This window comes from Bythopirellula superficialaquae (assembly GCF_059632245.1).
In genome coordinates, this window is record NZ_CP197426.1 from 625,603 (window position 1) to 639,398 (window position 13,796).

At 52.2% G+C, this 13,796-nt stretch carries 11 protein-coding genes; 7 read left to right on the plus strand and 4 right to left on the minus strand.

The features are described from left to right. The first annotated feature begins 3 nt into the window (after nucleotides 1–3). Both SH678x_RS02725 and SH678x_RS02730 read left to right on the plus strand, forming a co-directional pair. A complete protein-coding gene (locus SH678x_RS02725; protein ID WP_496919146.1) occupies nucleotides 4–1,335 on the plus strand; it encodes an HlyD family secretion protein in 1,332 nt (443 codons plus the stop codon). Then, on the plus strand, nucleotides 1,332–3,056 hold the full coding sequence (locus tag SH678x_RS02730; RefSeq protein ID WP_496919145.1) for a TolC family protein: 1,725 nt from the start codon (nucleotides 1,332–1,334) through the stop codon (nucleotides 3,054–3,056). Before SH678x_RS02725 ends, SH678x_RS02730 begins: the two co-directional genes overlap by 4 nt. Nucleotides 3,057–3,538: 482 nt before the next feature. Here the strand turns inward: SH678x_RS02730 and SH678x_RS02735 are convergent, their stop codons facing one another. Beyond that, a complete protein-coding gene (locus SH678x_RS02735; RefSeq protein ID WP_496921350.1) occupies nucleotides 3,539–4,570 on the minus strand; it encodes an alpha/beta hydrolase in 1,032 nt (343 codons plus the stop codon). Between the two features lie 779 nt (nucleotides 4,571–5,349). Between SH678x_RS02735 and SH678x_RS02740 the strand changes: the two genes are divergently transcribed. From SH678x_RS02740 to SH678x_RS02755, 4 genes are all read left to right on the plus strand, one after another. Further along, nucleotides 5,350–6,078 (plus strand): AICE-type RepA C-terminal domain-containing protein, encoded by a 729-nt coding sequence (locus SH678x_RS02740; protein ID WP_496921351.1) that lies wholly within the window; start codon nucleotides 5,350–5,352, stop codon nucleotides 6,076–6,078. A 4-nt stretch (nucleotides 6,079–6,082) separates the two neighbouring features. Continuing rightward, entirely contained in the window at nucleotides 6,083–6,919 is an 837-nt protein-coding gene (locus tag SH678x_RS02745; protein ID WP_496921352.1) for a hypothetical protein, read from the plus strand. A 66-nt stretch (nucleotides 6,920–6,985) separates the two neighbouring features. Next, a complete protein-coding gene (locus tag SH678x_RS02750; protein ID WP_496921353.1) occupies nucleotides 6,986–9,094 on the plus strand; it encodes a hypothetical protein in 2,109 nt (702 codons plus the stop codon). A gap of 21 nt (nucleotides 9,095–9,115) precedes the next feature. Then, entirely contained in the window at nucleotides 9,116–9,325 is a 210-nt protein-coding gene (locus SH678x_RS02755) for a hypothetical protein (RefSeq protein ID WP_496921354.1), read from the plus strand. Nucleotides 9,326–9,344: 19 nt separating this feature from the next. On the opposite strand, the gene SH678x_RS02760 is transcribed toward SH678x_RS02755, so the two are convergent. Beyond that, on the minus strand, nucleotides 9,345–9,416 hold the full coding sequence (locus tag SH678x_RS02760) for a PEP-CTERM sorting domain-containing protein (RefSeq protein ID WP_496923052.1): 72 nt from the start codon (nucleotides 9,414–9,416) through the stop codon (nucleotides 9,345–9,347). A 711-nt stretch (nucleotides 9,417–10,127) separates the two neighbouring features. Here SH678x_RS02760 and SH678x_RS02765 point away from each other — a divergent pair. Next, complete coding sequence (locus SH678x_RS02765) at nucleotides 10,128–10,859, plus strand: laminin B domain-containing protein (protein WP_496921355.1); 732 nt, start codon at nucleotides 10,128–10,130, stop codon at nucleotides 10,857–10,859. Between the two features lie 744 nt (nucleotides 10,860–11,603). On the opposite strand, the gene SH678x_RS02770 is transcribed toward SH678x_RS02765, so the two are convergent. Together SH678x_RS02770 and SH678x_RS02775 are read right to left on the minus strand one after the other, a co-directional pair. Continuing rightward, a complete protein-coding gene (locus SH678x_RS02770; protein WP_496921356.1) occupies nucleotides 11,604–12,770 on the minus strand; it encodes a C45 family autoproteolytic acyltransferase/hydrolase in 1,167 nt (388 codons plus the stop codon). Nucleotides 12,771–12,951: 181 nt separating this feature from the next. Further along, on the minus strand, nucleotides 12,952–13,782 hold the full coding sequence (locus SH678x_RS02775; RefSeq protein ID WP_496921357.1) for a phosphoenolpyruvate hydrolase family protein: 831 nt from the start codon (nucleotides 13,780–13,782) through the stop codon (nucleotides 12,952–12,954). Nucleotides 13,783–13,796 lie beyond the last annotated feature (14 nt).

The window sequence follows — 13,796 nt, forward strand, 5'->3', positions numbered from 1 at the left end:
CGCATGCATGCTCACTATCAAGAGCGGGCCATCCCGGCACTGCGATTGGTCACATCACCACGAACCCCCCGAAGAATCGCCAAGGCGCTGATGCTACTGATGGTGATGACCATGTTTGCGCTGTTGTTTGCCCCCTGGCAACAATCGGTAAAAGGAACCGGTAAAGTGGTTGCTTATGCACCTTTGGAACGCCAACAAACGGTTCAGGCCAATATTTCAGGCATCGTCTATCAATGGGGCGAGGGAATTCGCGAAGGGGCGAAGGTAACAAAGGGCCAAAAAATCGTCGAGATACGCGACGTCGATCCCCAAGCACTTCAGAGGTACGAATTGCAGCGTGATGCCGTCAAACAAAAGCTCGAAGCGGCAAAGGTTGTGGCCTCGGCTTACGCCGAAAAATTACAAGCAATAACGGATGCCCAAAAAATGGCAATCGCAGGCGCTCGCCAAGAAGTCGAGATGGCCGAGCAAAAAGTGATTGCCGAAAATCAAGGCATCATTGCCGCGGAAGCGGCTTACACCCAATCTCTGGCTTATTTTGAGAGAAAAAATAGCTTGTTGGCAGATCGCCTGGCCTCACCCCAGGATGTGGAAATCGCGCAGCGAAAGCTTAACGAGGCCGATGCCAAGCTCAAGCAAGCGAGCGCTTATCTTGCTTCGGCGGAAAGCGCGCTCGAAGCCAAAAAGTCCATGCTCAGCCAAAAAGAGCGTGAGGCAACGGGTTATATCGCTACCACCCAAGCCGAACGCCAAAAAGCCCTGGGCGATGTCGCGATCGCCGAAAAAGAACTCAGCGAGATCGAAGGGAAATTGGCCAAGCAGCGTAACCAGGTCATTACTGCTCCTCGTGATGGCACGCTCGTACGACTTCTGGCCAACGAGGGAGGGGAACTTGTTAAGCAGGGCGATCCGCTATTTGTCCTCGTACCAGAAACCGCGGATCGGGCCGTTGAAATTTGGCTCTCTGGAAACGACGCCCCTTTGGTCACACCGGGCAAGCATGTGCGCTTGCAGTTTGAGGGTTGGCCTGCCGTGCAATTTGCTGGCTGGCCTTCCGTTGCCGTGGGTACCTTCGGCGGAACCATTGTCAACGTCGATGCAACGGACAATGGCAAAGGTCAGTTTCGTGTGCTGGCATTGCCCGATGACGCCTCGGAATGGCCATCTGACAACTATCTCCGCCAAGGTGTCCGGGCAAACGGGTGGGTTTTGCTAAATCAGGTAACGTTAGGCTACGAATTCTGGCGTCAATTGAACGGATTTCCTCCGGTTGTGTCATCTTCGGAACCAAAAGACGACGATTCAAAAAGTAAAGTTCCCAAGGTCAAGTTTTGAAGACTCTTCTCTGGATCCTGCTAGCAATTTCAGCGGCAGCGATAGGCTGTCGCTCTGCCCGTGATGATGTCCGCGCGCAACAAACCATCGCGAAACCAACCATCGCGAAAACGGAACCGCTAGCAATAGATTCCCTCACGTCAGATGCCAAAACTCAGGCAGAGGCGACTGCGCTCGATTTGCAGGCAACTTTCCTAGAGGATTTGAATGCGACAGTTCAGTCGCCTGTCGTTCAAGCGAGCCAAACGACGGAACTGCCGATGCCCTCGGAGTTGCTGCTGAATCCCGCCGAAGTCGAAATTGATTCCGCTGCGATTCCAGAAGTTGCGATTCCAGAAATACTGCCGCCCCCGGATGCACCAATTTCACTCGATGACGTGATTACGGCCGTGTTTGCTAGCTACCCGTCGCTGGATGCCGCAGCCCGAGAACAGCAGATTACGGCTGGAAAGCAATTGAGCGCAGCGGGCGAGTTTGACCAGATGCTCTTTGGCGACATCATGACCGAGCCGCTGGGATATTATGAGAACTATCGTTATCGACTCGGCGTCAAACAGTATCAATGGAATGGTACGCAAACTTTTGCCGAGTATCGATTAGGGCGTGGGTCGTTTGAACCTTGGTATTTGGAACGACAGACCAACGCGGGGGGCGAATTTAAGGTGGGGGTCGCGGTCCCGTTTGTGAGAGACCGAGATATTGATAAACGCCGCGCCGCAGTCCTGTTAGCGCAGTTGGATAATGCATCGGCGGAACCTATTTTTCAGCTGGAAGTCATCGATTCTGTTCGCGCCGCATCGATCGCCTATTGGGAGTGGGTCGCCGCCGGACAGCGTGTCAAAATTTCCAAGCAGAACCTGGACCTCGCCGTCGAACGGCAAGCTGGCATCGAACAACGCGTTGCGAAAGGCGAAATCGCGGCCATTGATATCGTTGATAACGAGCGATTGATCGTTTCTCGACAAGCCAAGCTCATCGAGTCAGAGAGAAAACTTCAACAAGCGGTCATCAAACTCTCTTTGTACTTGCGCGATCCTCGTGGAATCCCGCTGCTGGCTTCCCAAGAACAAATGCCGTCGGGTTTTCCCGTTGAGGAAGAGCTTGCACAAGACATCGAGGAAGAACAGATTGCGATCGCGTTGAGTTCGCGGCCGGAACTAATTCTCATCGGTTTAGAACAAGAAAAGCAACGAGTCGAAGTCGAGCAAGCTTCCAATCTGACACTTCCCTCGATGACTGGGCTCTTCACGGCGTCACAGGACGTTGGAGCACCGACGAGCTTCAAGCGAGATAAATCGCCTGCCGAGTTGGAAGCAGGCGTCTTGCTTGACGTACCTCTGCAGCGCAGTGAGGCATTGGGAAAATTACAAACAGCCCGAGGCAAATTAGCCCAGCTAGCAGCAAAGCGACAACTATTAGAGCAAACCATCGTTGCTCAGGTGCAAAACTACCGCACGGCACTCGATGCGAATTTAGCAGCTCTCAAGCAAGCGAAACGAGGCGCTCAGCTCGCAGATGAAATGGCCGATGCGGAAAGAAAGCGTTTAGCTCGCGGCGATTCCGATATCTTGACCGTCAACTTACGTGAAATCGCTGCCTTCGATGCGGAATTGTTGGCCATCGATGCCGCCGCGGAATACTTCATGGCAATAGCGTTACTCAATGCTGCTATGGGCAATGAATTGACCTACCGGGCCATCATGCTTGGAATCCCTGATTGATCTAACTTAACTTTAACACACCCTCAGTCCGCATAGCGAGTGAAATGGCCATCTAATCCGAAATGACCCAAGTGGGATAGCTATTCTAAAGGGCTCAGTAGAGAGTTAACTCAGACGGCAGGTTTAAGCCAATCCTTAGGTCAGATTTCACCCCATTTCCAGACGGTCATTCTGGTATGGGCTGGGAACCAAAGCGAATGCCTAATATGGAGTTGGTCCGTAATACTTAGTGACCGATGTCGGTTGGCCCTTGGTCGTGAACACAGGCCTTCGCCAGCCACTAAGTATCCTCAATTTGAGCTCGATTTTTCGCTGCCCCAAAGTGTAAGCGGCGCGTTTCACCTCAGCGCGCTGAGAGCCGGTCTTCGCCTTCTCCTTGGCAAATCCTGTCAAGGCTGATTAAAGCCTTCGAGATTGCTGATAATCGTATTCGCTGGTGGGTCTTCTAGGCGCCTCAGAAAGCGATTCCTGAGGCCTAAAAGCTAGTTTTTGGGCTTGAGGTAGCCGTGCATGGCCAGCCACTTGACGTAGGCATCGAACCAGCCAGTGCTGGTGGTCGTTTTTTGGTACATGCCAAAGCCATGGCCCCCTTGTTCGTAATAGTGAAACTCCACGGGGTGTTTGGCCTGATGCCAACTTTCGATCAGGCCAAAGTTCGTGCCGCCAAAGAGCGGATCGTCGGCGGCTAAGGCGACGAAGAGTGGTGGTGCGTCGCGCGGGACATCCATTGCCGACAGGGGTCCGTAGATGTTTGCAATGAAGGCCGGTTTGGCCTCGCTGCTGTTGAGGGTGGTGGCCATGGTCAGCATGGCACCGGCCGAGAAGCCGATCATGCCGATGCGGTCCGGATCGACATGCCACTTTGCCGCGTTGGCGCGGACGAGGGCGAAGGCGGCGTTGGCGTCAGCGATCATCGGCGCGATTCGCACGGCCATGTCTTCGGTAGAAGGGCGCGTCGCCGAACGCCCGCCCACGTTTGCGCTGGGAGGTGGTCCGCCCATTGGTGTCTTCGCGTATTCATCGAGATCTGCCGGCGTTTGGTTGAGACGGTATTTAAGGACGAATGCGGCGACCCCCTGATCGGCGAGTGCGCGGGCCACATTCCAGCCCTCGTTTTCCATTGAGAGAGTGCGGAAGCCACCGCCTGGCGCGACGATTACCGCCGCGCCCGTTGCTTTCGACGGGTCCGGCAGGAAGGGAGTCAGAGTGGCGACGGTGACGTTGCGGGCGAACATCGATCCGTACTGACTGTGCCACGATTCCGGGGCGGTGGCATTGGATAGAGGGCCCGTGCCGAGTTCGATGGCGTCGGGCTGTGCTGGGATCGGGATCGCTGTCATCTCGTCGCCAGCGGGGGCGGTCGCCGGGGTCTGATTCGCTGGCGCTTGACTGGTCGGCTGGGCCATCGTGCGCTGCGCGAGGACGCCGGCCGTGAAGAGTGCGAACCAAGCGAGGTGCTTGCGAGAATTACCGATGATTTCGAGGACGGTCGTAGGCCGAGCCAGAATTGTCATTGCAGCAGTCCTTATTCACGGGTGTGAGATTGTGGGCTAGCGCGGCCAGCTTGGTTAGGCGAGCAGATAGAACTAGTTAAGAGTAGTAATTTAATCGTTTACCTTACCAGGATGCATCGATACTACAACTGGTCGGTCACGGCAGATTGATTGGCACGACCAGATAAGTGTGAGGGTGAGTGGCGGTTAGCAGCCGTTTCACGTTGTCGTCATAAAACCGTTCAAGTTTGGCTGGATGCAGTTCCGTGGTCGGTTCCGAACCGAAAGGTCGAAGCGCATCTTTCCTGCACTCGTCAATGTTCACGGCCGATGCGAATTCGGACGTTCCCAACCTGCAGTCGATTGGACCAGCCGCCGCAAGTTTCGATTTGCCAAAACTGAAGGAGGTGGCGCAGGCTGCTGAGGGTGCGTCATGAGGCGCTAATAAGTAGTTGTTCTTAAAGACGGATATACAAGTCCGGCCGCGGATATTCCAGCATGCATTCTCAACGAATCATGCAGACCAGTACGCAGTCCACCCCGCTTTGAGTAAGGTACGCGAGCTTCGTAGACCCCTTAAAAGAAAGTATCCCCGAGTGGGTTCGAACCACTAACCTTCGGCTTCGGAGTGAGCGATCTTATCGAAAAACCCTGCAATTTACGGTGTCTAACGACCGCAAGAATAGCAGGAATTGCCAAGTTTGGCAACTATTCAGTGCAGATTCAGTGCACGCTCGACTGACCTCTCTAAGTCAACGCTGTCACACCTCTCGTCAACATCACGCGATAGGAGGTGTGCGGTGAGCGACGAGAGTCAAATTGATATCCGACGAGACGAACAACTCGTCAACGCAGTTCTCAATAGCAATCCGGTGTTATATGTCAACCATATAGGGATACCTATGATTACCCTGCCCCTTGGCGGGCCAGTGGAGCGTCAGCGAGTGGTTCCCATTAAAAGCGAGCGGTGCTCCGCCGAGCTGGCCAAGTTTGCCTGGGAAAGCTGTGGGATCCTTCCTCATATTCAAGAGTTAAATCGACTCATCTGTTTCTTGACGGGTAGAGCTTGGCAAGACGAACGAGTCGAAGTCGATCTGTTGGATCTTTTGGACGACGACCCTCTACTCGATGCACTGGAGTCATTCCTTCGCCGAAACGGAAATCACTTCTCGGGTACTGCAACGGCTCTTTTGGAGAACCTTTCCAGAGTCGCAAGAAAGAGCGATCTCGATACTAAATCGAAGTTGTGGCCATCGAACGCAAGTCAGCTCAGTCGTCGACTTAATGGTCAGATCGAAGTAATTGAGCATTACCTGCAGTTTCGCATCGTTCGCATTCGAGGACCTGATGACCGAACTATCACCATCAGCAAATTGACAAGTCATGACGACGACGAAGCATCAATGTCAGGACGCCGTCGTGCACCTAATGACCCTTCAATACATAAGTTAACGTCGCCCGACGACGCTGACGTGGGTGAAGGTATGACAAGCCGTTTTAATAAAATCGATTCCAAGAATAGGAAATAAGAAAATGAATGCAACAGCTGTAATTCCGTCAGGGAAGTGGTTTCCTAGGCGGTGGAAAGACATCGCTGGCAATAAACGAGTAAAGCAGTACTGGCACGATATGATTCGAGGAATAAGGTTCGAAGGAAGGACGTCTGGATACTCCGCCGTGATTATTGGAGACCCAGGAAGCGGAAAGACGGCGAGTATGGAACTCGCCATGAAATCGATGGGTTGCTTAAACCTTGATCCCAACACCCATGACCCGTGCTGGCAATGTGCGATGTGCCAGGACGACTACCATATTCACGGCCATGGAGGATGGGAAGAAATGGCCGAGATTTTTCTTGATGAAGAATCCGAACGCAAGTCCTTGAAATTCAATTATAGGATGATCGACTGCCCGCGGCTTGAAGTTAGAGAACTTGAAGAAATGATCTACAATTTGAAGTGGACCAGGGGTTACATTCAAATTATTGCCATGGACGAGTTACACACTTTGTCTCGCAAAAGCCTGGACGAACGGCTGCTCAAAGCCATGGAGCAATATCCATTGAATTGGATCGGCTTGTCGGCACTTGTCGAGCATCAGACGGGACGGCAGAAAATTGAAACCATGATGTTAGAACGGTTTCAAGATATTGTTCCGACGGAAAAGCCAGACGGCGTCGAGTATGACGAGTGGTGCTGCGATCGGTGCGAGGAGCTTGACCTATTCGTCGATGATGCTGAAACGACGATCGCATTGCTCGCCGACGTCACGGATCGAGTAATGCGTCGTACGCTGCATATCCTCGGTCAAGCCAAGAACTCACCAGACAAAACCCTGACGAAGGATATGGTGAAGCGGAGGTTGCTGTGAGCTGAACTTGATTATGCCGATGGCTAAGTCGAACTTGTGATTCAGTAGGGCTGGAAGTTGGAACTAATGAAACTTCTGGAACTACTTGAGAACCACATAATGTTGCAAACGACTTCTTCGGCATCAACTATCAATCGGGTTTCGCTGCTGACCAAGGATGGTCGGCCGAAATCTCGCTACTCAGACTCCGAACGGCTTCGTCTCCTCGGAGGAACGCAGGCAGACTTGGATGACTTTGTTGAACTATTTTGCCCAGGACGACCTCTCTATGCGTGCACACGACGTAAGTCAGCTGATCCACGAGATTGGACGACTCCTCACGGACGATTAAGTGAAACCCAAGTTCTTAATCACTTATTAGGCAACACCTTGCCAAACAACAATCCGCTCTGGGTTGCACCGAGGACATGGGATATTACTTGGTGGGTCGGGATCGATGTCGATTTACGTAATGGGAATGTTGGCGATTTCCAGCAACGTTGCCGCTGGATTCGGCAGAGACTGAAAAGTTTAGGAATCCGTGGAAAACATTTGCTCGTCAGTAAGACACCGTCCGGTGGTAAGCATTTTCGATTCTTCCTCACACACAAAATCAAAGTCAAGGAGATCGAGAGAATATTCTATCTCGCAGGAGTCGAAGAAAGGTCCGGGAAAATCGAATTGTTTCCCCGGGAGAACAAAGGGATGCGTCTGCCGTTTGGATATATTCCTGGCGAAAGATTTGATCCGTCCAGATGGCTAACATTCATTCGCCGCTACCGCAGTAAGCAGTTTCCGCGAGTGAACTGGAGGAGTGTGGTCAAGCGAGCTGAACGTCTTGCTGCTCAGCAAGGTATCACTCAGGAACGTTTGCCAAACGAGAACAACGCAGTCGCCAAGATCAAGTATGAGAATCCAACGACAGCTCGAAACCCTTATAAATTTCGAGTGCCTCCTGAAGGCCAGGGGACGACACGCCAAGCAGAGTTTCGTGAGCTGATTGACCTGCCGACAGTCAAATTCCCTGTCCAAGCTGCAGAGCGACTGTGGGAGCTAGGCATTCAAACTGTCGGCACAAGAGTGGATGCGACAAAAAGGTTAGCGTGGCATTTTTGTAATGTTCAGCGATTGCCACAAAGTGAAACAGAAGAAAAGCTTATTGGGTGGGTTTACCAAACCGGTGCAAAGACATCGCAAGATGTCCAAAAAGATTTGGCCAAGGGCACTCGTGAAGTCGCCAAGCAAACTCGCAAAATTGTTGAATGGATTTATGCTCATCCTCCAACCCATGAACGTAATTTGCCAAGTTGTTTGGCGATAACGAGAGCTGAAAAAGAACACTTTAATGAGCAACTCGCAAAGAATTTTGTTGAGGATCACCCTCAATTGCTCGATTTCCTGTGTCATTTTCTTCGCTATGCCAAGAAGCACGGAGTCCCCACTGAGGGTGGTTGGAACGTCTATGTGACTGCCGCCAAGGTCATGCGTAAGTGGCCCGGCTGCAGCGGTTCCGGCTACAAAATCCGCCGTGACATTCTCGAAAGAATGGGATTGATCGTGCCCATCGAAAAAGAGTGGAAAACGAGGACTAAGCAAGGGCATTCGAGGCGTTATTTTCTGGCATGTTCTCCAGACTTGGCTCGGCAGGCCGATCAGCCGACTAAACAAACGGGAACATCTCAGCCTCACAGAGGTAGACAAGAAAGTATCAGTTCCAACAACTTACAGAGCGTGTCTCTGAATAATGACAGCTATAGAAGAAGGGATGAGAGAACATCCACAAGAAGAAGTGATCTGGAAGTGGAACAAAGAGAAAAATATGTAATTCAAACGCTTAGAACACAGGGTGATGCTAGTAACTCGTTCAGATCTGAATCGGATTCGTCTGAAACGACGTTGACTTATCATAGGTCAACTTGTTCCTCTCAATACGAGGAGTATCGACAGGCTCGACGCATGGCTTTGGGCATTGAACGACTGAACAGCGTTGCCGCAAGCAAGAGATCGTGTCCGAAAGCAGTTCCAGATTACGGCGAAGTCGATGTCGAAGGATTGAAGAAGACCAATTTAAGCCAGAAAGCCCAAGACTATTTTCAAGCACGGGGAAACCGGCCTGTGCAGACCGGCCTACCCCGTTGGGTTCAGCAAGAAATGGCCAAAGCGGGCGTTTCCCTGTGCTACCACGATCCCCCTTAATGCAGTGAGGTTTCAATCTTGATGTCTTATCAATCGAATTCCGTTCAAATGCAAGATCAAAATCCAAACGACGTTCCCGTGCCACAGCAGCGATGGATCAAGATTAACGTCGACGAGGAAGTGTTTCACCACGTGCACATTGTCGCTGCCCAATCTCGCATGCGGTTGGCTCGCTTCCTGAGGAAGTATCTGGCCGATGCAAAGCCGTATCCGACTCCTATCATTCCGTGAGTGCTCAGACTTAAAATGGCTAACGTATAGTTCGCCAAAATACAATCACAGTGCACAGAGATAACAACGCCAGTGATGTTGGCTCGGGAATGGTTGTGACCTGTCCCCGGTTATGAGCAGCAAATCAACCGCGAATGTAAAGAGGCTTCGCCAAGCAAGCTGCCGCCAAATCGCACCGCTGCATTTGAGTGACCCTGGAAATCCGGAATCAATGTCGCCGAGATCAATATCAAGATTCGTTGGCTGGCAGGCGAGATCCGATTTGCGATTAAAACCTGTAATACCTTTAGCCGTTCCTCGAAACTCCTCTTGACGCCCGTGCTAGCCTGAGGGTTTCCCTGCGAAAACTCAGGAGTACGAACGATGGCCAAGCGAGCGCGACCTCTATGTCAGAGCCCGAGGTATTCTGACGGCGACAATTCAATGTCCGGCGGCAGCCTATGGGTGAGACTTCCTGGTCCAGCTATCTCGCCATGCACCACCCGCCGCTGCGCTGCTTCCGGTCGATGGGAGCGATACTCCCTTCGGTGAATCTGGTATCAAATGTCGGTTCGTCCTGTGGGCCGAGGCCAAATCGAACACCCACGCGTCCGTGTCCGACAGGGCCCTAAAGCACGTTCAAATCACCTAACGAAGGCCGGGGCCCCCGTGCCCGTCAGTGGGGATTCGCATGGATCAACAGTCGATTTTTCCGGAAATTGATCGGTTTTGCATTGATAATCCTGTTGGGGCAGGATAGCCTCAAAGTCTATATCGCTTTGGATAACAAAGTAAAGTTTCTGCCAAAAGTGAGGTCACGCTTATGAACGCTCTTTTCGGGACTGGCCTCCGCGGAGCGGCTGCCGCCGCCATTATTACGACTTACTTCATGGGCACCTGTGCCAACGCCGACGTTACCAGCACATTTGACACCGACAAGGACGGCTGGACGGTCTTTCAGAACACCGCGACGGATTTCGATTGGATTGCCGTCGGAGGCAATCCGGCCGGACACATCGGCGCAACGGATAACACGGCCGATTGGGCGTACGTGCAGTCGCCGTCGAAGTACCTCATTCCCGCAGAATACGACGGGACGTTTTCGTTCGATCTTCGGGTCGATAACCTCAATCAGCCCGCCGGTTTTCCGGGTATCTTCAATGTGCGGGTCGGATTGCAGGGGGCCGGATTCACGCTCATCAATGAAGGCGCATTGCCAACAACATCCTGGACGAACTACAGCTTCACCCTGAACGAAACCTCTGCCGCCGGATGGCGTAAGTTTTCAAACCTCTCGCAAAACTATTCTCCTGCAGCGCCGCAGGCAACACATGCCGAAATGCATTCAGTGCTCGACGACCTGACACGCATCGTTATTGCGACCGATTACACCCTCGCCTCGTCGGACAGCAATGTTCCCGAAGTCGACCGGACGTACATTGACAACGTGCGACTCTCCACGATCCCCGAACCCGCAACACTCCTCCTCGTTTCCGTAGCGTTAGTCGCCTCATCGCTCATAGTTCGCAAGCGACAGCCATGTAGGATGGGTTGACTGCGCAGCGGCAACGCATCAAGTGGGTGAGCATCAACGGCGACGGGGTTTTTGCTCCGCGACCAAACCCATTCTACATCGCTCTTCTTGACCAGCCCCCTAACCCTGCCTTCGCGGATTGCACCATCGTCGGCGCGAGCTTGCCGAGATGGCGTGTGCTACTGTGCTTGCTCGCCGCGGTTGAACGTCTATCGGACTGGGCGTCGTGCGAGATATTACTCAAGGACAAGTCAATTGCTGTAGCAGTTCAGATCTGTAGCCGACGCGACCGCACAAGTCGCATCAAACCTTCGTTTGCCGGCACTGGTCATTGTAAGCCTCGAAACCGACATATCTTCGAATACCTTCGTTGCAAAACTGATTCTGAAAATCAAAACGCCATCAAACGTCGTTTCTGCCTCAGCTCAACGGGGCCTGGCGGCAAGTTGCTGGAGTCGCACTTCGAAGCTGCTACTCCTTTGGCGATTAACTGCCTAATGTGGGCGTGACCGGTGTAGCGATGTCACTGGCACTTGGCCGGATTCTCAAGAACTGCTCCATGGGTTATGAGAATCTGGAGGTGAAGACTAGCCATAGAATTTTAGGAGACTTAGGCCATGAAGAAGAGTCATTTAACAGATCAGCAGATAGCGTTTGCCGTGCAGCAAGCAGAGGCAGGTGTGGGGGTGGAATAGCTTTGCAAGGACTGGTAAAAAGTCCATGTGTAAGGGGAATTTCAAATTACACCGTGCCAGTCAGTCACGCTTAGGGTTTTCGGGCGAGTAAGTCCTTCAAGTTAAACGCGTGATACGGTTGTTCTGCCGCGGGCTGCCTGTCGTGGGTTGCGTTGGCCACCCAGAAACTTGTCGACCGCGGTTCAAACAGCGCGTTATGGAGATTGGATTTCATAGCTACCGGGCAATTCATCAGTCCAATCGCCTCGGCGGAGGTGATGTCGCCGTGAAGTTGTTCAATGCGATCGACGAGCCGATGGTAGCGGTCACCCGCTGAGAGAATGACAGCGTCTGCGATAGGTCTCGGCAAGCGAACATCGGCTTGTCCAGGGCGAATCGTGGCGAATGTGTTCCAGGAGGCCTCCAGGGCAACCGCTTCGTTTGTTTCGCCATCGGCGATCACGTAGAAATATTCACAGGTTCGCGGTTGGTCGCGAAATATTGCAATTGCGTCGTCAAGGTCGTCCGCAGATTCCAGGACCTGCCGTACGAGCAGGGCCATCGGTATACCATCCCAATGTCCCAAACCTTGCCCACCCATTTCTCCGATTGAGATCTGCTGCGAATTCATCCCTGTGACTGAGCCAACAAACCCTGCATAGGATACGTTCACAAACGGAATGCCCCCAGTTGGTTCGGCCACGATCAGGACAGCGTGTTCCTGCAGGCGCCAGTTGGTGGCGTAGTCGAGTACCCTCCCATGGTACAGTTTGCCCTCAGATGTGGCGGAGTTCATCACCGCGAACCCACTGCAGTGCATCAATTCTGGTATAAAGTTTCCGACTTCAAGATCTTGCAGGTCCAATCCTGAGCCTTCAGCGAGCCCTGCGAGTTCTTGGATGTATTTTTGGGGAACATGCTTCCGTTGAAATTCAACGATGCCACGGATGGTCGAATAGGGGGTAAAGTGGAAGGGACCCCACGCGTAGATGTGCTCTTCCTTCACGAGCTTCATCATATGAGCCATATTCTCTCGCACATGTTGTTTCAGCAACGTGCCGTGCTGATATCCCATCTCGTAGGGTGTCCCTTTGAGATGCAAGACGAAATAACCGTCGATTTCTTCCAACCAACCTTGGCCGCAATGCGCGAGAGTTTTGGCATGCGACCCTTCCATGGTGAATGCGAGTAGACAAAAGCCCCAGACCACAATCAGGAGAAAGTGAAATCGACTGTGGCGAAGTTGGTAGATTGACAAGGTTAGACTCCTCCAGAAGACGTCACTTCACTCCAGGAAATCTGGAGACAATTTAGTATCAGAATAGTATTTGATCAGACAGATTATCGAGATGAAATGCAAGCGATAACTATTATTGGTTTTGAGAAATTCATCATATCGGAATATGAAGCCCGTGTTAGTAATCGGAAGGTATGGACAACTACTTCGAAAGTTTTAACTTCATGAAGTCAACCACTTGCTTCTTGATTGCCTGCTCCGTTGGTAGTCGCTCCATGGAACTAGCACCGTAGAAGCCGTGGATATCGCAATGATCTAAGATATATTGAGCGTCTTGTGGCATGGCGATCGGCCCCCCATGACACAGTATGATCACATCGGAACGAATAGAGCGCCCAGCAGAGACGATGGCATTGATCCGATCCACGCAATCATTCAACTGCAGAGCCGACTCAGCACCAATGGCACCACCGGTGGTGAGACCCATATGAGCGACCAAGATATCGGCTCCCGCCCTGGTCATCGCCACGGCTTGTTCTTGGTCGAAAACATAGGGTGTTGTAAGCATGCCTAGTTGATGTGCAGCCGCGACACAGTCCACTTCTAACCCGTATCCCATCCCAGTCTCTTCCAGATTGGCTCGAAACTTTCCGTCGATCAACCCGACGGTTGGAAAGTTTTGGATTCCGGAGAACCCTAAATCAATTAATTCTTTAAGAAAATGATCGCGGAGCATAAACGGATCCACTGCACACACCCCCGCAATGACAGGCGTATGAGTCACAGTCGTAAGGACTTCGCGAGCCATCTCCTTAACAATTTCGTTGGCATTACCAAATGGGAGGAGACCTGATAGCGATCCTCGTCCCGCCATGCGATAGCGACCGGAGTTGTAAATCACGATCAAATCGATGCCACCTGCCTCTTCGCATTTTGCACTAATTCCAGTTCCAGCACCTCCACCCACAATCGGTTCCTTCCGGGCAATTTTAGAGCGTAAGCGGTTCAGAGTGAATTCACGAGAATTTCGCATATGTATCCTGTTCA